At 67.6% G+C, this 16,898-nt stretch carries 18 protein-coding genes; 6 read left to right on the top strand and 12 right to left on the bottom strand.

The genetic code is table 11. The features are described from left to right. Positions 1–43 precede the first annotated feature (43 nt). The gene (locus BMW87_RS25485) at positions 44–763 is read left to right on the top strand and encodes a Crp/Fnr family transcriptional regulator (protein ID WP_093079586.1); all 720 of its coding nucleotides are present in this window, start codon (positions 44–46) and stop codon (positions 761–763) included. Positions 764–775: 12 nt separating this feature from the next. On the opposite strand, the gene BMW87_RS25480 is transcribed toward BMW87_RS25485, so the two are convergent. Together BMW87_RS25480 and BMW87_RS25475 are read right to left on the bottom strand one after the other, a co-directional pair. After that, positions 776–1,249, bottom strand: a complete 474-nt coding sequence (locus BMW87_RS25480) for a DoxX family protein (RefSeq protein WP_093079583.1) — start codon at positions 1,247–1,249, stop codon at positions 776–778. 131 nt (positions 1,250–1,380) lie between these two features. Further along, positions 1,381–2,310: a LysR family transcriptional regulator gene (locus BMW87_RS25475; protein WP_093079581.1), complete on the bottom strand. Its 930-nt coding sequence runs from the start codon at positions 2,308–2,310 to the stop codon at positions 1,381–1,383. A gap of 157 nt (positions 2,311–2,467) precedes the next feature. On the opposite strand from BMW87_RS25475, the gene BMW87_RS25470 reads away from it, so the two are divergent. From BMW87_RS25470 to BMW87_RS25455, 4 genes are all read left to right on the top strand, one after another. Beyond that, positions 2,468–3,307: an intradiol ring-cleavage dioxygenase gene (locus BMW87_RS25470; protein ID WP_093079578.1), complete on the top strand. Its 840-nt coding sequence runs from the start codon at positions 2,468–2,470 to the stop codon at positions 3,305–3,307. Between the two features lie 33 nt (positions 3,308–3,340). Next, positions 3,341–3,946, top strand: a complete 606-nt coding sequence (locus tag BMW87_RS25465) for a nuclear transport factor 2 family protein (RefSeq protein WP_093079576.1) — start codon at positions 3,341–3,343, stop codon at positions 3,944–3,946. Positions 3,947–3,952: 6 nt separating this feature from the next. Next, positions 3,953–4,933, top strand: coding sequence for a Bug family tripartite tricarboxylate transporter substrate binding protein (locus tag BMW87_RS25460; RefSeq protein ID WP_093079573.1), 981 nt, complete (start codon positions 3,953–3,955; stop codon positions 4,931–4,933). 347 nt (positions 4,934–5,280) lie between these two features. Continuing rightward, positions 5,281–6,039, top strand: coding sequence for a sulfite exporter TauE/SafE family protein (locus tag BMW87_RS25455; protein WP_093079571.1), 759 nt, complete (start codon positions 5,281–5,283; stop codon positions 6,037–6,039). Positions 6,040–6,054: 15 nt separating this feature from the next. On the opposite strand, the gene BMW87_RS25450 is transcribed toward BMW87_RS25455, so the two are convergent. From BMW87_RS25450 to BMW87_RS25430, 5 genes are all read right to left on the bottom strand, one after another. Further along, entirely contained in the window at positions 6,055–6,414 is a 360-nt protein-coding gene (locus tag BMW87_RS25450) for a DUF1428 domain-containing protein (protein WP_093057602.1), read from the bottom strand. Positions 6,415–6,484: 70 nt separating this feature from the next. After that, positions 6,485–7,957 carry a DHA2 family efflux MFS transporter permease subunit gene (locus BMW87_RS25445; RefSeq protein ID WP_093079568.1) on the bottom strand — a complete coding sequence of 491 codons (1,473 nt, stop codon included), beginning with the start codon at positions 7,955–7,957 and terminating at the stop codon, positions 6,485–6,487. Positions 7,958–7,994: 37 nt separating this feature from the next. Further along, a complete protein-coding gene (locus BMW87_RS25440; protein WP_093079565.1) occupies positions 7,995–8,414 on the bottom strand; it encodes a VOC family protein in 420 nt (139 codons plus the stop codon). A gap of 17 nt (positions 8,415–8,431) precedes the next feature. After that, positions 8,432–8,959 (bottom strand): SRPBCC family protein, encoded by a 528-nt coding sequence (locus tag BMW87_RS25435; RefSeq protein WP_093079563.1) that lies wholly within the window; start codon positions 8,957–8,959, stop codon positions 8,432–8,434. Positions 8,960–8,999: 40 nt separating this feature from the next. Further along, the gene (locus BMW87_RS25430; RefSeq protein WP_093079560.1) at positions 9,000–9,437 is read right to left on the bottom strand and encodes a VOC family protein; all 438 of its coding nucleotides are present in this window, start codon (positions 9,435–9,437) and stop codon (positions 9,000–9,002) included. A 131-nt stretch (positions 9,438–9,568) separates the two neighbouring features. Here BMW87_RS25430 and BMW87_RS25425 point away from each other — a divergent pair, with 131 nt between their 5' ends. Next, the gene (locus BMW87_RS25425; RefSeq protein WP_093057607.1) at positions 9,569–10,222 is read left to right on the top strand and encodes a TetR/AcrR family transcriptional regulator; all 654 of its coding nucleotides are present in this window, start codon (positions 9,569–9,571) and stop codon (positions 10,220–10,222) included. A gap of 15 nt (positions 10,223–10,237) precedes the next feature. Here BMW87_RS25425 and BMW87_RS25420 read toward each other — a convergent pair whose 3' ends face one another. Genes BMW87_RS25420 through BMW87_RS25400 form a run of 5 tightly spaced genes read right to left on the bottom strand, consistent with a single transcriptional unit; the run spans position 10,238 to position 16,897 of the window. After that, positions 10,238–10,729, bottom strand: coding sequence for a MarR family winged helix-turn-helix transcriptional regulator (locus tag BMW87_RS25420; protein ID WP_093079558.1), 492 nt, complete (start codon positions 10,727–10,729; stop codon positions 10,238–10,240). A gap of 46 nt (positions 10,730–10,775) precedes the next feature. Continuing rightward, on the bottom strand, positions 10,776–12,533 hold the full coding sequence (locus BMW87_RS25415) for an acyl-CoA dehydrogenase family protein (protein WP_093079555.1): 1,758 nt from the start codon (positions 12,531–12,533) through the stop codon (positions 10,776–10,778). A 21-nt stretch (positions 12,534–12,554) separates the two neighbouring features. Further along, positions 12,555–14,300, bottom strand: a complete 1,746-nt coding sequence (locus BMW87_RS25410; protein WP_093079552.1) for a tannase/feruloyl esterase family alpha/beta hydrolase — start codon at positions 14,298–14,300, stop codon at positions 12,555–12,557. A 46-nt stretch (positions 14,301–14,346) separates the two neighbouring features. Further along, positions 14,347–15,081: an ABC transporter ATP-binding protein gene (locus BMW87_RS25405; protein ID WP_093057611.1), complete on the bottom strand. Its 735-nt coding sequence runs from the start codon at positions 15,079–15,081 to the stop codon at positions 14,347–14,349. Between the two features lies 1 nt (position 15,082). Beyond that, complete coding sequence (locus BMW87_RS25400; RefSeq protein WP_093079550.1) at positions 15,083–16,897, bottom strand: branched-chain amino acid ABC transporter ATP-binding protein/permease; 1,815 nt, start codon at positions 16,895–16,897, stop codon at positions 15,083–15,085. Position 16,898 lies beyond the last annotated feature (1 nt).

Genomic DNA, 16,898 nt, shown 5'->3' with positions numbered 1-16,898 from the left:
AGCGGCACCCGAGCATAATCCGCGCGCCCCTACCTAGCCTGGCATGGCCAAACCTGAACTCACCCCCCGCTCCAGCCTCGCGCTGCGCCAGATCGCGCTGCTCGAAGGCCTTTCAGACCAGCGCCTGGACCTGCTGGCCCAGCAATGCCTGTGGCACAGCGTGGAAGCCGGCAAGCCTCTGCTGCTGCGCGCCGAGCAGCAGGGCGACCTGTTCCTGCTGGTCTCGGGCCGGGTGCGGGTGACGACCTATTCGGCCAACGGCCGGCAGGTGACTTTCCGCGATTCCGAAGCCGGCGAGCACTTCGGCGACATCGCCGCCATCGACGGTGGCCCGCGCTCCGCCGACGTGGTCACGCTCGAACCCAGCGTGGTCGCCAGCCTCGACCGCGCCGCCTTCATGGCCCTGCTGCACGATGAGCCGCTTGTGGCCCAGCGCGTGATGCTGCGGCTGGTGTCGCTGGTGCGGCAGTTGTCGGAGCGCGTCATCGACCTGAGCACCCTCGGCGTGCAGAACCGGCTGCATGCCGAACTGCTGCGCCTGGCCCGTATTGCCGGTATCGACGGCAACCAGGCCCGGCTGGAGCCGGCTCCCAAGCATGCGGCGCTGGCCAGCCAGATCAGCACCAACCGCGAGCAGGTCACCCGCGAGCTGAATGTGCTGGTGCGCGGCGGCGTGCTGCGCAAGGACGACAAGGCCCTGCTGGTGGCTGACGTCGCCCGCCTGGAGCTGATGGTCTCCCAAGTGCGGGGCGACGCCGGCTGAGCCGGAAGACGCTCAGTTCCAGCGACCCTTGACGCCGCCCACGCTGAAGCGGCCGGCACCCAGCAGCACCACCGTCAGCGCGCCGAACAGGTACAGGCCCTGCAGTTCCAGCGCCCAGCCGCCCTGCTTGGTCAGCGAGAACAGGTCGGCCATGTGCACCAGGCCGAAGGCCACCAGCATGTTGATGACCACCACGGCGGCGGCCGCGCGGGTGAAGACGCCCGCGATCATCAGCAGCGGCGCGACGATTTCGCCCACGTACACCAGGTAGGCCAGCCCACCCGGCAGCCCGGCCTTGGCCAGCATGCCGCCGATGAAGCCCACGCCGGCCGACAGCTTGAAGATGCCGTGCAGCAGCACCAGGAAGCCGATCGTCACGCGAATCAGCAGCTTGCCGGAATCGTCCAGCGCGGCGGGGGAGAGGGCGGAAAGCGGCGATGCGATCGGCGCACGCGGGGTGTTGGCGGCTGCGGCCTGGGTGTTCATGGCAGATCCTTGCTTGGTGGAAAACGGTGGTCCGCCGCGGAATGCGACGGTTGCGGTTCCAGTTTGCGAGGCCGCCGAAATGCGGGATGTGCGTTTACGCACATGTTTTGGCGAAAGGCCGTTTTGCCCGGTCAGTGGCTGCCGAAGTGGCCTGTCCACTTTCTTTCGTAGTCCATTTTTGCGAAATGCGCCGCCATGAAGTCGATGAAGCTGCGCACCTTCGCCGACAGGTGCTTGCGGCTCGGGTACGCCAGGTTGATCGTCAGGTGCGGCAGGTCCCAGTCGTCCAGCGTGGGCACCAGCCGGCCGGCCACGATGTCTTCGTAGACGATGTAGGTCGGCTGCACCAGGATCCCCATGCCGTCGAGCGCGGCGGCGCGCAGCACCTGGCCGTCGTTCGATTCGAGCAGACCCGTCACCGACACCGTGTGCGTCTCCCCGCCACGGCTGAAGCGCAGCTCGTTCGGGTTGTTGGCGTAGGTGTAGATCAGCAGCTTGTGCTGCTTCAGATCGTCCAGCGTCTTCGGAAAACCGTGCTGCGCGAAGTAGCGCGGCGACGCCGCCAGGATGCGCCGCGTTTCGCCGAGCCGGCGGATCGTGACGTTCGAATCGGGCTCGTACTCGCGCGTGCGTATCGCCACGTCGATGTTGTTGTCGATCAGGTCGAAGTAGCGGTTTGCGGCCTCCACGTGCACCGTTACGCCCGGATAGCGCTGCGTGTATTCGCGCAGCAGCGGCGCGATGTGATGGATCGAGAAAGAAAGCGAGGCCGTCACGCGCAGCGTGCCCGTCGGGTTGAGCGCGGTGGCGTTCACCGTCGATTCGGCGTCCGCCAGGTCGGCCAGGATGGTGCGGGCGCGGCCGCAGAACTCGCGGCCGGTGTCGGTGAGGTACAGGCGGCGCGTATTGCGCTCGACCAGCCGCGCGCCCAGCCTTTCTTCGAGCGCACTCAGGTGGCGGCTCGCGGCTGCGTTGGAGAGGCCCAGCGCCTCGGCCGCGCGGCTCAGGCTGCCGGCATCGGCGATCTGCACGAGCAGGGCGATTTCGGTCCAGCGGTCCATGGGGTGGTGTCTCCGGGCTTGTTTTTCAGGTCCGGACGATTTTGGCGCAGGGCAGGCTCGACCGTTCCGCTGGGCGGAAAAATCATTTGCGCCCTGGTGCTTTCGTGCAAACGGCGTGCGGCCTACAGTGCGCCGAGACAACATGGAGACAGCCACGATGCGTAACCTCAACCAGGACAACATCACCCAGGCCGTGCTCGCGCGCTTCGCCGATACCCCCAGCCCGCGCCTGCACGAGATCATGACCAGCCTGGTGCAGCACCTGCACGCCTTCGCCCGCGAGGTGAAGCTCACCGAGGACGAGTGGTTCCAGGGCATCCAGTACCTCACCGCCACCGGCCAGAAGTGCGACGACAAGCGGCAGGAGTTCATCCTGCTGTCCGACGTGCTGGGCCTGTCGATGCTCACCATTGCGATGAACAACGACAAGCCGGTCGGCTGCACCGAGGCCACCGTGTTCGGCCCCTTCTACTTCGAAGGCGCGCCCGAATACGAGCATGGCGACGACGTGGCCAACGGCGCTGTAGGCGCGCCCTGCGACGTGTTCGCCACGGTGTGCGGACTCGACGGCGAGCCGGTGGCCAATGCGGTGGTCGACGTGTGGCAGGCCGACGAAGGCGGCCACTACGACGTGCAGCACCAAGGGCTGGACCACGCAGAGAACCGCGGCCGCCTGCGCACTGCGGCCGATGGCTCGCTGCATTTCCGCAGCGTGCTGGCCGAGGCCTATCCGATCCCGGTCGATGGGCCCGTGGGCGACCTGCTGCGCGCGACCAAACGCCACCCATGGCGGCCCGCGCATCTGCATTTCAAGATCGAGGCGCCGGGCTACGAACGGCTCATCACCCACGTGTTCCGCGACGGCGACCAGTGGCTCGACTCCGATGCGGTGTTCGCGGTGCGCCAGTCGCTGGTCGCGCCATGGAAGAAGCAGGACAACGGCCGCTGGCGGCTGGACTTCGACTTCGTGCTCAACCCGTTGAAGCAGCCTGCCTGATCCAAACAAAAAACAATGAAGGAGACAACGCAAATGACAGACACCCTGCAGCAGGAGCTGCTGATCCGCCGGATGATCGAACGCTGGGCCGTGTGGCGCGACGCTGGCGACTGGGAGCGCTTCGCCACCGTTTGGCACCCCGATGGCGTGATGATGGCCACGTGGTTCCAGGGCCCGTACACCGAGTTCATCCGCGTCACGCAGGAGGGCTGGGCCAAGGGCGTGAGCATCCTGCACTTTCTGGGCGGCTCGGCCATCGAGGTGGCTGACGAGCGCGCCATCGCGCAGACCAAGATGACCATCTCGCAGCGCGGCATGGTCGAGGGCGTGCTGTGCGATGTGGTGTGCACCGGCCGCTTCTACGACTTCGTGGAAAAGCACGGCGGCGAATGGAAGCTGCTGCACCGCCAGCCGATCTACGAGAAGGACCGCATCGACCCGGTGGACCCTGCCGCCACGGTGAAGCTCGACGCTGCCGTGCTGGCCGACCTGCCCGAAGGCTATCGCCACCTTGCCTACATCCAGCAGCGCATCGGCTACACGGTGAAGCTGGACATGCCGATGCTCAAGGGGCCGGCGGTGGAGGCGCTGTACCAGCGCGGCGCGCGCTGGCTCGCTGGCGGCGCACTCGAGCGCTGAACGGCCATGGACACCACACTCGACCGCCGCAGCGTCATGGCTGCGGCGCTGGCGATGCTCGCCATGCCGAAACTCGCGCTTGCACAAGACTGGCCTTCGAAGCCGCTCAAGCTCGTCGTGCCGCAGCCACCCGGCGGCGGCTTCGACTTTGTCGGCCGGCTGCTTGGCGAGCGTCTGTCGCGCGCACTGGGCCAGCCCGTGATCGTCGACAACCGCTCGGGCTCCGGCACGGTGGTCGGCACCGACTTCGTCGCCAAGGCGCCGGCCGATGGCTACACGCTGCTGGTCGGCTCGGTGTCGAACCTCGCGCTCAACATGGGGCTGTACAAGAACCTGCCCTACGACTCGCTGCGCGACTTCGAGCCGCTGGGGCTGGCCGTGGCCTACAGCTACACGCTGATGGCGCGGAAAGACCTGCCGCAGGCCACGCTGAAAGACGTGGTGGCGTTTGCCAAAGCCAACCCGAAGAAGCTCAACTACGCATCGGCGGGCAACGGTTCTGGACAGCATGTGATCGCGGCGGCGCTGTGGCAGCAGGCCGGTGTGGAGCTGACGCACGTGCCGTATCGCGGTGCGCAGGCGGCTTACCAAGACTTGCTTGGCGGTCGGGTCGATCTGTTCTTCGACCTTTCGCCGACGGCGCGGCCGCAGGTGGTGGCTGGCAACGCGAAGGCGCTTGCGGTGTCGGGTGCATCGCGGCTGCCGACGCAGCCTGACGTTCCCACCATTGGCGAGACCGGTGTGGCGAAGCTGCAGCTTGAATCGTGGTTCGGTCTCTTTGCTCCGGCGAAGACACCGCCAGCGGTGCTGGAGCGACTGCGTGCCGAGCTTGCAAACGTCATCGCAATGCCTGAGGTGATGGATTCGTTCGTGAAGGCCGGTGGCAAGCCGCTCGCGCTGTCGCAGTCTGACACGCACGCGCTGGTGCGCAAGGACGTGGAGCGTTGGAGTCGCACGGTGCGTGAGCTGGGTATTCAGCCGGAGTAGATCGTTTTGGTTGCTCGGCTGTGTGTTGTGTTCGGGGTGCGTGCGAATGACACCGGGTACTCCCCTCCGCGAATGTCCCCCGCCTTCGGCTCCTCCTTTATTTCGCTGCGGGGAGCACCCGGTGCCATTCGCACATGGACGCGGCTGTCGTGCTGGCCGATCAACGACTGCGCTGAACGATCACGTCGATGGGGTGCCTTGCGCAGCGAAATAAAGGAGGAGGCCGAAGGCCGGGGGACATTCGCGGAGCAAGGTACCCCGTCGGCGTGAGCGCGCCCAATCTAAAGGCCTGCTACGCTAGCGAAGCCCGCCGCCCCGGTGGGCTTTTTTCTGCGCTTCTTCTGCCCATGGCCTTTCCCCTCATCACCGACCCGCATTTCTATGCGGTCGCTATTCCCGCCGTGCTGCTGCTCGGCATCAGCAAGAGCGGTTTCGGCGCGGGCTTCGGTTCGCTCGCGGTGCCGATGATGGCGTTGGCCGTCACGGTGCCGCAGGCAGCCGCCATCCTGATGCCGCTGTTGCTGCTGATGGACGTGCTGGGCCTGGCGGCGTTCCGGCGCGACTTCGACCGTTCGCTGCTCAAGTTTTTGATTCCGTTCGGGCTGCTGGGCACGGTGATCGGCACGCTGCTGTTTCGCATGCTGTCGGCGCACACGGTGGCGGGCATCGTCGGTGTGTTCACGTTGCTGTTTCTGGCGCAGCGCCTGCTGCTTCCGCCCAAGCCCAACGATCCGCTGCCTTCGCGCGGTGTGGGCGCGGTGCTGACCACGGTGTCGGGCTTCACCAGCTTCATCGCGCATGCGGGTGGGCCGCCCATCAATGCCTATGTGATTCCGCTGCGGCTCTCGCCGGTGGTCTTCACCGCAACGATGGCCTACTTCTTCTTCGTGGTGAATCTCAGCAAGTGGATTCCCTACGCGTGGCTCGGCCTGCTCGACTTTCGCACGCTGGCCACGTCGCTGGTGCTGATGCCGCTCGCGCCCCTCGGCGTGTGGGTCGGCATCCGCATCGCTCGTCGCATCGATGCGACGTGGTTCTATCGCTTCGTGTACCTGGGGATGTTGCTCACGGGCCTGAAGCTCGTCTATGACGGCTTCCTGGCCTGAGCGTGTCGGGCGAGGTCAGAGCTCGACGATGCTCTTGAAGCCACCGAAGATCATCCGCTTGGCATCGAAGGGCATGGTCTTCGGGTCCATTGCCGCGATGCGCGGGTCGGCCATGACCTTCGCGTTCACCGTGTCGCGGTGCTTGCGCGACTTGTAGACGATCCACGAGAAGGCCACGGTCTCGTCGGTCTTCAGCTTCACGCTTTGCGGAAACGAGGTCAGCTTGCCGGGCTTCACGTCGTCGGCGATGCACTCCACGTATTCGATCGCGCCGTATTCCATCCAGACCTTGCCGGCCTTGCGCGCCAGCTTGCGGTAAGCCTCGACGTTGGCGGTGGGAATGGCGACGATGAAGCCGTCTACATAACGAGCCATGGGTGTTCTCCTGAATAAAGAGTGGAACCGTTGAAGAAAGAAAACCGGCGGTTGCATGGCGTGTTGCCGCTCACGATGCCGCCGTCTCCCGGGGTGCTCCTTTTCCGTCAGCCTTTTCGTTGTTCTCCATTTGCCCAGGCATGACGGTGCGAAGCAGCAACGCCCCGATCAAACCCGCCGCCGCCGCGAACACGGCGCCGACGAGAAACGCAAGGTTGTAGCCACCGGTGAGGGCCAGCGGCATCTGCGCGCCGGCCGCTTCCATCGATGCGCTGCGCGCGGCCGCGGCGCTGGCCAGCACGGCCAGGCCCAGCGCGCCGCCCATCATGAAAGAGGTGTTGACCACGCCCGAGGCCAGGCCCGAATCGGACGGGCTCACCTCGCTCATGGCTGCCAGCAGCACCGGGTTGAAGGCCATGCCCGCGCCGAGGCCGAGCAGCATCATCCCGGGCAGCACGTCGGTCACGAAGCTGCCGTTGACCGGTGCGCGTGCGAACAGTGCCAGCCCGATGGCCGCGAGCCAGAGCCCGGCGGCCAGTGGCTTGCGAATGCCGAAGCGCATCACGATCTTGGCCGACAGGCCGAGCGAGAACACCGCCATGATCACGTTGGCCGGCAGGAAGGCCAGGCCGATCTGCATGGGCGTGTAGTTCAGCACCAGCTGCATGTACAGCGCCGAGATGAAGAACCACGCGAACATTGCCGCGGCCCACAGCACGCCGACCACGTTGGAGACCGACACGCTGCGCAGCTTGAACAGGCCCAGCGGCATCAGCGGATGCTGCACGCGCGACTCGATGCCGATGAAGATGGCCAGCAGCACCACGGCCGCGCCGAGCAGGCTCACCGTTTGCGTGGAGCCCCAGCCGGCCTCGTTGCCGTTGACCACGCCGTACACCGCGAGCATCAGCGACAGCGTGACGGTGATGGCGCCCGCAACGTCGAGCTTCTCGCCATGCGCATGGCCGCGCGCGCTGGGCAGCAGCGCCACGCACAGCGCGTATACCGCAACGCCGATGGGCAGGTTCACCAGGAAGATCCAGTGCCAGCTCAGCGTGCTCGTCAGCAGGCCGCCCAGCAGCACGCCGATGCTGCCGCCGCCCGCGCACACGAAGCCGTACACGCCCATGGCTTTTGCGCGGTCGGCCGGTTCGGTGAAGAGATTCATGATGAGCGAGAGCGACACGGCAGAGACCACTGCGCCGCCCAGGCCCTGCACCGCGCGCGCCGCCACCAGCAGGCCCTGCGAGGTCGAGACCCCGCAGGCCAGCGATGCCAGCGTGAACAGCACCAGGCCCGCGAGGAACACGCGGCGGTGGCCGTACAGGTCGCCGAGCCTGCCGCCCAGCAGCAGGAAACCGCCGAAGGTCAGCATGTAGGCGTTCACCACCCAGACCAGCGAGGTCTCGGTGAAGCCCAGGTCGGTACGGATCGAGGGCAGCGCCACATTCACGATGGTGGTGTCGAGCACGATCATCAGAACGCCGAGGCACAGCACCATCAATGCGAGCCAGCGCTTTCGGCTGTCGAGTTGGTTGGTCATGGGAAGTGCAATTCCTGTAGAGCGATGGGAGGAAGGGTCAGATCAGCGGCTTCCCGCCGTTGATCAGCCACGGCGTGCCGAAGCGGTCGGTCACCATGCCGAAGCCTTCGACCCAGAAGGTCTTCTCGAAGGGCATGGAGACCTTGCCGCCGTCGGCAAAGGCGTCGAACACGCGGCGCGCTTCGGCGACGGTATCGAGCGTCAGCGCGACGCCGAAGCCCTTCATGCCTTCGTACGGCTGGCCGGGCATGGAGTCGGAGGCCATGAGCATGCCGTCGCCGTAGGCCAGGGAGGCATGCATGATGCGTTTCTTCGCCTCGGGCGGGAACTGCTCGGTGTCGGGTGCTTCGCCGATGGTCATCATCATCTGCATGGTGCCGCCGAGCGTCTTCTCATAGAAGCGTATGGCCTCTGCTGCGTTGCCGTCGAACGTGAGGTAGGCGTGGATGGGGGACATGAGGTTTCCTTGTGGGGTTACTTTTCGGTGGCCGTCTTGAGATTGGCAAGGCCTGCTTCGAAGTCCTTGCCGATCATCTGGTCCATGTTGAAGAAGATGCCCATGAGCTTTGCAACGTAAGGGCTGGGGCCATGCATGGCCCAGGTGACCTGCGTCGCGTTGCCCTGGGGCTGCAGTGTGAATTCGGCCGTGTTGTGGCCTTCGAAGGGCTTGATGAAGTCGAGCTTGATCGCGACCTTCGACGAAGGCGTCGACTCCACGATCTCCATGCTCCCGGCGCCCGCCTTGTCGTTGCCCTCCCAGGCGTAGGTTGCGCCCTTGCCGCTCGCCGTGCCGCCGAAGGTGCGCTTCATGGCGGGGTCGAGCTTCTCGTAGGGCGACCATGCGCTCCAGCCGTGGAAGTCGTCGATCAGCGGAAAGATCTTGTCGGCCGGCGCGTCGATGCGCGCAGTGCGTTCCACGCGGAAGGTGTCGGGCCGGGTGGCGGCGAAGATCAGCAGTGCGGCGATCGCGAGCACGATGACGAGGGCGATTTTCTTGAGCATGTCGGGAGCTTTCTCGGGAGATGGATGGAGCGTGCGGGAATCAGGTGGGGTGCGCGACGACCAGCAGCCAGCCCACGCCGAAGCGGTCGGTCAGCATGCCGAAGTTCGAGGTGAAGAAGGTCGGTATCAGCGGCTGCATGACCTGGCCGCCTTCGGCGAGTGCGTTGAACCACTTGACGACTTCGGTGTCGGTGTTGGCGGTGAGCGCGAGCATGATGCCCTCGAACTTCGCCTGGCCCGAGCAGCGGCCATCGGAGGCCATCAGCTCGGTGTCGCCGATGCGGAACACCGCGTGCATCACCTTGTTTGCATCGGGTGTGCCGCCGGCACAGCCGGCTTCGGCGTTCTCTGAAGGGGCTCCTGCAGGCGCTTCGCTGTAGCGCATGAGCTGCACGACCTCGGCGCCTAGCGCCTTCTTGTAGAAGCCGAGCGCTTCGTCGCAGCGGCCTTCGAACGAGAGGTAAGACTGGACTTTCATGGCGATTCCTTTGGATTGGAGAGGTGACTCGGAGGCCCCCGGTGTCATGGGCCGCAAACAATCGGATTACTTTGTGTACACCGTCCACAAAGAATAACAGGGATAATGGACAGTGTCCACATGGAATTGCAATGAAGCTCAACAACGTCCCCGACAGCCTGCCGCCCGCCCGCAGCACTTATCGCCACGGCGACCTGCGCCGGGCGCTGCTGGACGCGGGCATTGAACTGGCGCGCGACGGCGGCCCCGGCGCGGTGGTGCTGCGCGAGGCCACGCGGCGCGCGGGCGTGGTGCCCAACGCGGCGTACCGGCACTTCGGCAGCCGGCAGGAGCTGTTGCTCGCGGTGCGCGAGGCGGCCTTGGCCGCGGCGGCGACCGCGATGGAAAAGGAGCTGGCGGTGCTGCCCTGCGACCAGCCGCCCGCAGACTTCGCGCGGGCGCAAGTGCGCGCCGTCGGCACCGCCTATCTGCGCTTCGCGCAGGCCGAGCCGGGTCTGTTCCGCACGGCCTTCGTGATCTCCGACGAGGGTAGCGGCGAACTCGGCCCGGGCAAGGCGGGGGCCGGTGGACTGGACCCGTTCCAGCTGCTGGGCAAGGCCATCGACCGGCTGGTGGACGCCGGCGTGCTCGACCCGGCGCGGCGCCCGAATGCCGAATACCTCGCGTGGAGCGCGGTGCACGGGCTGGCGCTGCTCATCATCGACGGGCCGCTGCGCGAGATGCCGGCCGAGGCTGCCCACAGCCTTGGTCAGCAATTGATCGATATGGTCGAGCGGGGCCTCTGAGCCCTCTTCAAAACGCTAGAAATAGATCTTCTGCAGCAACCGGATCAGCGTCTCGCGCTCCCGCGCGGTCAGCTTGGCGCTGGCGTCGGCTTCGAGCTGGATCACGGTCTGCTCGGCCTCGCGGACCAGCGCCTCGCCAGCCGCCGTGAGATGCAGGCCGACGGCGCGGCCGTCATGCGGGTGGGGGCGGCGTTCGATCAGGCCCCGGCTGTCCAGCGTGGCCACCAGGCTCACGAGGTTCGGCGGAAGAATGTCCAGCGCGTTGCACAGCTGCCGCGACGTGGCGCCCGGGTTGTGCGCCAGCAGCGACAGCACTGAAAAGTCGATCTGCTTCAGCCCGTAGGGCGCCATGCGCTCCGCGAAGAAGGCGCTGACGATCAGCCACGCTCGGCGCGCGTTGTAGCCGACCAGGGTTTCGAGCATGCGTGCGTCGAGCCGGTCCTGTTTGCCTTGCGGCACTACGGCCTGCTCGCCTTTCGCGGGGGCGGATTTCGGGGAGGGTGGCATGGCCCGAGCGTAACCGCGAGTGGATGCATGCGAGCGATTCGAGTGGCTAGTTGGCGACACCCGGGGGCGTCGCGGCATGATGGCTCAGGGCCACCGTCTCGCAGGCCCGCTTGACGATGCCCAGGCGCATTTCGAACTCGGGCAGCACCCAGCGGCGGAAGGCGGCCGCCGCCCGGGCCTTGTCAGCGTCCTGCGGCGCCACTGCCTCGATGCGCGCCCAGGCCCACGCCATCATCGCGAGCATCGTCACGCGCAGGTAGTCGTCGGCCACCTCGTAGGGCAACACGGGGTTGGCATGCGCCGCCATCGCGACGGTGGTGCCCAGGTAGCGCAACTGCGCCAGCCGGCGCTGCACGTCGGCATCGGCCTCGCGCGAGGCGTCGAGCGTGTCGCGCAGTTCGAGCAGCACGGCCGACATGCCCACGCCGCCGTCAGGCAACACCTTGCGCACCAGCAGGTCGATGGCCTGGATCTCGTTGGTGCCCTCGTAGATCATGGTCACGCGCGCGTCGCGCACGATCTGCTCGATGCCCCACTCGCGCACGTAGCCGTGGCCGCCGAACACCTGCAGGCATTCGCTCGCGCCGTGAAAGGCCTGGTGCGTGCACGCGGCCTTCAGCACCGGCGTGACGAACGAACACCAGCGCTGCGCTCGCTCGCGGGCCTTCGGGTCGGCGTCGTGCGCGGCGACGTCGAGCATCAGCGCACTGCGGTAGGCGAGGGTGCGCGCACCGTCGATCCAGGCGCGCTGCGTATCGAGAATGCGGCGCACGGCCGGGTGTTCGGCGATCAGGTCGGCCGGCTCGCTGCCGCGGCTGGCGGGCACGGGGCCGGGGGCTCGCATCTGGCGGCGCTCGGCGGCATAGGCGTCGGCCTTCTGCCAGGCGGCATCGAGCAGGCCGATGCCCTGCAGCGCCACGTGCAGGCGCGCCGAATTCATCATCACGAACATCGCGGCCAGGCCGCGGCCGGGCTCGCCGACCAGCCAGCCGGTGGCATCGTCGAAGCGCATCGTGCAGGTGGGGCTGCCGTGCAGGCCCATCTTTTCTTCTATGCGTTCGCAGTGCACCGCGTTGCGCGTGCCGTCGGGCAGCAGCTTGGGTACCAGCACCAGCGACAGGCCCTTGGGGCCGGCCGGCGCATCGGGCAGGCGACACAGCACGAGATGCACGATGTTCGGCGTCAGGTCGTGTTCGCCGCCGGAAATGAAGATCTTGCCGCCGTTCACCCGCAGGCTGCCGTCGGCCTGCCCCATCTGCGGTGTGGCGCGCGTGCGCACCTGACCCAGGTCGCTGCCCGCATGGGCTTCGGTGAGGCACATGGTGGCGAGCCACTCGCCGGTCGCGATCTTCTGCAGATAGCGCTGCTTCAGCTCCTCGCTGCCGTGGTGCTTGAGGCAGGCGTACGCGCCATGCAGCAGGCCGGGCGCCATCGTGAGGCCATGGTTGGCGGCGGCCAGCCATTCGTAGAGCACCGCTTCGAGCACCGCGGGCAGGCCCTGGCCGCCGTCTTCCGTCGCGGCCGACAGCGCAGGCCAGCCGCCGTCGACGAAGGCCTGGTACGCCTCGCGAAAGCCCGGCGGCGAGACGACTTCGCCGTCGACAAAGCGGCAGCCGATCTCGTCGCCGCCACGGTTGATGGGTGCCACCACCTCGCCGACGAAGCGGCCTGCCTCTTCGAGAACTTGCGATTGCAGGGCCTCGTCGACTTCGGCAAAGGGCGCGAGCGTGGCCAGGCAGGCAGGCGCGTCGAGCACGGCATTGAGCAGGAAGCTGACGTCTTCGGGGCGGGGCTGGTAGTCCATCGGGGGCTCGGTAACTCGGTATCAGGGCGTCGGGAGCTTGCACGCGAAGCTGCTCGCGCGCTCGGTGTCGCCGCCGGTGTAGGTTGCGACTTGCGGGTAGGGGCACAGCGGCCGCGTGCGTTGCGCCGACCAGTTGGCCGGCACCTCGGCGTTGGGCACCGCCGCGCCCGTGCCGCGCGCCGAGGCGGTGACCGATGCGGGCGCCTTGCCCTGCTCGACCCAGTCGACCAGCGCGCTCAGCATGTCGAACTGATCGGTGGCCGGGCCGCCCGCGCAGTGGTTCATGCCGGGCACCGGGAAGTAGCGTGCGAACGACGAGGCATCGCCGCCATTCGCGGCCTGCACACGGTCGTACCAAGCCTGCGTGTCGTCGGACGAGAACACCGGGTCGCTGGTGCCGTGGTAAACGATCATCCGGCCGCCGCGGTTGCGCAAGGCGCCCAGGTTGGCCGCGTCGGGCGGCGTCATGAACGACAGGGCCGATTCGCGGAACACGCCATCGGTGGCCGCGATGCGCGGTGCGTCGCGGTCCATGTCGAAGCCCAGCGCAAAGGGAAGGCCCTGCGGCCGGTCGGCCAGTGGCGGCGTGCTGAAGATGAAGCCCACGGCCCCCGCGTCGCGCGTCGGCGGGCTCGCGAACTTCCACTCACGCCAGTTGGCGCCGCTCACGCCCGCGTCGAACGGGAAGCTGCTGTAGATCGCCTGGCCCGCACTGTTGCGCGCGCCCTTGAACACGTCGGCGAGCGCCTTCTTCTGCGGCGCGCTGAGGCACATGCCGTCACGCGTACCCGCCGCGCAGGTGGGCACCGCCGTCTGGATGTCGAAGCGCGTCTTGCAGGCATTGACGTTCGACACGATGCCGTCGGCCAGGCCGTCGAGCGCGTCACAGCGCTGCAGCACCTTGTCGGCCACCAGCTTCAGCTCGGCCGGCGTGAACGCGCTCTGCAGGTCGGGCTGGCCGGCGGGTGTCTTCGCGCTGGCCACCGCCGCGTATTGCTGCGCGCCGTAGAGCTGCGCGACTGCCGCCTTCGGCAGGTTGAAGCCGGGGTCGCCCGCGAGGATGCCGTCGTACTGGTCGGCCGAGCGCACTGCAGCCACCATCGCGTGCCGCCCGCCGTTGGAGCAGCCACCGAAGTAGGAGCGGTCGGGTCCGCGGCCGTAGGCCTTGGCGATCAGGTTCTTGGCCATCGGCGTGAGCTGCGAAACGGCGTTGTAGCCGTAGTCGAGCCGCGCCTGCGGGTCGAGCCCGAAGCGCGGGCCCATCGAACCCGCATGGCCGGCGTCGGAACTGATGACGGCAAAGCCCATCTGCAGCGCGCTGCTGCGCGGGCCACCACCGCCGATGCCGCCGAGCGCCGGCACCACGACGCCGTCGAGCCCGCCGTTGGCCTGGTAGAAGAAGCGGCCGTTCCACGCAACGGGCAGCCGCATCTCGAAGCCGATGGCATAGCGCTGGTTGTCGACGGGGCTCGTGCGCTCGTTCATGTGGCCCTGCACGAGGCAGTGCGCGGGCGCGCTCATGGCCACGCCGCCGACCGTGACGGTGCCGGCCGGTACGTCAGTGACCGAGGTGTAGACCGTGCCCGGCAGCGCGGCGCGGGCGGCAAGGTCGGTGCAGGCCTGGAGCGTGCCGGGCCGCGCGGCTGCCAGCGGCGCGCGCGGTGCCGTATTCGGTGCCGCGGGCCGGCCCGCGCAGGCCGCGAGCAATGCGGCAACGCCGAGCGCGGTTGCGCACAGGCCGAGGTGGACGTGGCTCTGTCGGGTCATCAAGTTGTCTCCTTGCCGCGCATGCCGCGGCTTTCTTTTCTTCTCGTCAGGCGGCTTTTCTTGCCGCGCCCAGGTAGGTGTCGATCACGCGCGAATCGACCGCGAGTTCTTGCGCCTTGCCTTCCAGGCTCACGCTGCCCATCTCGAGCACGTAGCCGTGGTCTGCCACTTCGAGCGCGGCGCGCGCGTTCTGCTCCACCAGCAGGATCGTCACGCCCGTGGCGCGCAGCGCATCGACCGTGCGGAAGATCTCCTGCACCACCAGCGGCGCCAGGCCCAGGCTGGGTTCGTCGAGCATCAGCAGCGTGGGGCGCGACATCAGCGCGCGGCCCACTGCCAGCATCTGCCGCTCGCCGCCCGACAGCGTGCCGGCCAGTTGGGCGCGGCGCTCCTTCAGGCGCGGGAACAGCGTGTAGACCTCGTCGATGCGGTCGCGCCACTGCCTGTTGCGCAGCCGCACCTGGCGGAATGCGCCGAGCACGAGGTTGTCTTCCACCGGCATGGTGCCGAACAGCTCGCGCTTCTCGGGTACCAGCGCGATGCCGAGCATCACGCGCTCCTCGAGCGACAGCGCCGAGATCGGCTGGCCCTTGAACTCGATGACGCCCTTGGCGGGCAGCACGCCCATCAGCGCATTGAGCAGGGTGGACTTGCCAGCCCCGTTCGGGCCGATGACGGTGACGACGCTGCCCTGGTCGGCCTGCAGGTCAATGCCGTGCAGCACTTCGGCGCGGCCGTAGCCGGCGTGCAGGTCGCGGATGCGGAGCAAGGGGGTTGTCATTTCAGTGCTCCGTGCCCAGGTACGCGGCGCGCACCTTGTCGCTGTTCTGCACCTCGGCGGGCGTGCCCTCCATCAGGTGCGTGCCGAATTCCATCACCACGATGTGGTCGCAGATGTCCATCACCAGTCCCATGTCGTGCTCGACCAGCAGGATGCTCATGCCTTCGCCGCGCAGTTGCCGCAGCACCTTGCCCAGCGCTTCCTTTTCCTTGTGGCGCAGGCCGGCCGCGGGCTCGTCGAGCAGCAGGAGGGCCGGGTCGGCGCACAGTGCGCGTGCAATCTCAAGCAGGCGCTGCTGGCCCATCGCGAGGTTGCCCGCGAGTTCGTGCAGGTAGTCGCCCATGCCCACGCGCTGCAGTTGGCGCTCGGCCTCGCGGAACAGCGCGCGCTCTTCGGCGCGGTCGATGCGCAGCATGGCTGCAATGGCGCCCTTGCGCCCGCGCAGGTGCGCGCCCAGCGCCACGTTCTCCAGCACCGTCATGTCCGCCACCATCTTCACGTGCTGGAAGGTGCGCGACACGCCGCGCTGCGCGATCTGCCGTGCGCCGAGCCCGCCGATGGCCTCGCCGCGGAAGCGCACGGCACCGCCCGAGAGGCCGAGCACGCCGGTCACCAGGTTGAAGGTGGTCGACTTGCCCGCGCCGTTCGGCCCGATCAGGCCGACGATCTGGCCGGCGCGCGTCTGGAAGCTGATGTCGTTCACGGCCACCAGCCCGCCGAAGGTCTTGCGGATGGCCTGCACGTCGAGCACGACTTCGCCGGCTGCCGGCTTGGCGCGCGCGGGCAGGTCCTTCGCGCCTTGCCAGTCGACGCTGCGGCGAGGACGCGGCAGCCGCCGGTCGATGAATGCCCAGAGCCCTTCGGGCAGGTACTTGAGCACCAGCACGATCATGATGCCGAACACGATCAGCTCGTAGCTGCCGGCCGTGCCGATCAGCTTGGGCAGCAGCACCTGCAGCTGGTCTTCGAGCAGCTTGACCACGCCCGAGCCGGCGATGGCGCCCCACACATGGGCCGCGCCGCCGAGCACCGCCATGAACAGGTACTCGATGCCCATCTTCAGCCCGAAGGGCGAGGGGTTCACCGTGCGCTGGAAGTGAGCGAACAGCCAGCCCGAGATCGACGCGAGCATGGCCGCCAGCACGAAGATGCCGATCTTGAAGCGCAGCGTGTTCACGCCCATGGCCTCGGCCATCTGCGAGCCGCCCGCTAGCGAGCGGATGGCGCGGCCGCTGCGCGAGTCGAGCAGGCGGATCACCGCGAACGCGGCAAGCAGCGCGAAGATCCACACCACCGCATAGAACATGCGCTGCTGCCCGACCTCGAAGCCGAACACGGTGAGGCCCTTCACGCCCAGGATGCCGTCGTACTTGCCGAGTGCATCGAGGTTGCCCATGAGGTAGTACAGCGACAGCGCCCAAGCGATGGTGGCCAGCGGCAGGTAGTGGCCCGACATGCGCAGCGTGATGGCGCCGATGATCGCGGCGCTGGCTCCGGTAAGCGCCAGCCCGATGAAGAGCGTGACCCACGGCGACAAGCCAGTGTTCACCGTGAGGTAGGCGGTGGTGTACGCACCGATGCCCACGAAGGCCGCCTGCCCGAAGGAGGTGAGGCCGCCCACGCCGGTGAGCAATACCAGGCCGAGCACGGGCAGCGTGTAGATGCCGATGTAGTTGAGCTGGATGATCCAGAAGTCGGGCAGCGGCAACAGCGGCAGCGCGATCAGCACCAGGATCAGCGCGAGCGGGCCCCAGGTGCGCAGCGCGCTCTTGTCGGGTGCCGGTGCCGAAGGGGAAGGGTTCAGGAGCGCTTCCATC

The organism is Variovorax sp. OV084, assembly GCF_900111625.1.
GTDB lineage: Bacteria > Pseudomonadota > Gammaproteobacteria > Burkholderiales > Burkholderiaceae_C > Variovorax.
The sequence above is the reverse complement of the archived record's forward strand: the minus strand, read 5'-3'. Positions and strand labels throughout refer to the sequence as shown.

What these genes read in the sequence shown, in the direction of transcription:
- BMW87_RS25485 (WP_093079586.1), top strand. Translation starts at nt 44, where the DNA reads ATGGCCAAACCTGAACTCACCCCCCGCTCCAGCCTCGCGCTGCGCCAG.
- BMW87_RS25480 (WP_093079583.1), bottom strand. Translation starts at nt 1,249, where the DNA reads ATGAACACCCAGGCCGCAGCCGCCAACACCCCGCGTGCGCCGATCGCA.
- BMW87_RS25475 (WP_093079581.1), bottom strand. Translation starts at nt 2,310, where the DNA reads ATGGACCGCTGGACCGAAATCGCCCTGCTCGTGCAGATCGCCGATGCC.
- BMW87_RS25470 (WP_093079578.1), top strand. Translation starts at nt 2,468, where the DNA reads ATGCGTAACCTCAACCAGGACAACATCACCCAGGCCGTGCTCGCGCGC.
- BMW87_RS25465 (WP_093079576.1), top strand. Translation starts at nt 3,341, where the DNA reads ATGACAGACACCCTGCAGCAGGAGCTGCTGATCCGCCGGATGATCGAA.
- BMW87_RS25460 (WP_093079573.1), top strand. Translation starts at nt 3,953, where the DNA reads ATGGACACCACACTCGACCGCCGCAGCGTCATGGCTGCGGCGCTGGCG.
- BMW87_RS25455 (WP_093079571.1), top strand. Translation starts at nt 5,281, where the DNA reads ATGGCCTTTCCCCTCATCACCGACCCGCATTTCTATGCGGTCGCTATT.
- BMW87_RS25450 (WP_093057602.1), bottom strand. Translation starts at nt 6,414, where the DNA reads ATGGCTCGTTATGTAGACGGCTTCATCGTCGCCATTCCCACCGCCAAC.
- BMW87_RS25445 (WP_093079568.1), bottom strand. Translation starts at nt 7,957, where the DNA reads ATGACCAACCAACTCGACAGCCGAAAGCGCTGGCTCGCATTGATGGTG.
- BMW87_RS25440 (WP_093079565.1), bottom strand. Translation starts at nt 8,414, where the DNA reads ATGTCCCCCATCCACGCCTACCTCACGTTCGACGGCAACGCAGCAGAG.
- BMW87_RS25435 (WP_093079563.1), bottom strand. Translation starts at nt 8,959, where the DNA reads ATGCTCAAGAAAATCGCCCTCGTCATCGTGCTCGCGATCGCCGCACTG.
- BMW87_RS25430 (WP_093079560.1), bottom strand. Translation starts at nt 9,437, where the DNA reads ATGAAAGTCCAGTCTTACCTCTCGTTCGAAGGCCGCTGCGACGAAGCG.
- BMW87_RS25425 (WP_093057607.1), top strand. Translation starts at nt 9,569, where the DNA reads ATGAAGCTCAACAACGTCCCCGACAGCCTGCCGCCCGCCCGCAGCACT.
- BMW87_RS25420 (WP_093079558.1), bottom strand. Translation starts at nt 10,729, where the DNA reads ATGCCACCCTCCCCGAAATCCGCCCCCGCGAAAGGCGAGCAGGCCGTA.
- BMW87_RS25415 (WP_093079555.1), bottom strand. Translation starts at nt 12,533, where the DNA reads ATGGACTACCAGCCCCGCCCCGAAGACGTCAGCTTCCTGCTCAATGCC.
- BMW87_RS25410 (WP_093079552.1), bottom strand. Translation starts at nt 14,300, where the DNA reads ATGACCCGACAGAGCCACGTCCACCTCGGCCTGTGCGCAACCGCGCTC.
- BMW87_RS25405 (WP_093057611.1), bottom strand. Translation starts at nt 15,081, where the DNA reads ATGACAACCCCCTTGCTCCGCATCCGCGACCTGCACGCCGGCTACGGC.
- BMW87_RS25400 (WP_093079550.1), bottom strand. Translation starts at nt 16,897, where the DNA reads ATGGAAGCGCTCCTGAACCCTTCCCCTTCGGCACCGGCACCCGACAAG.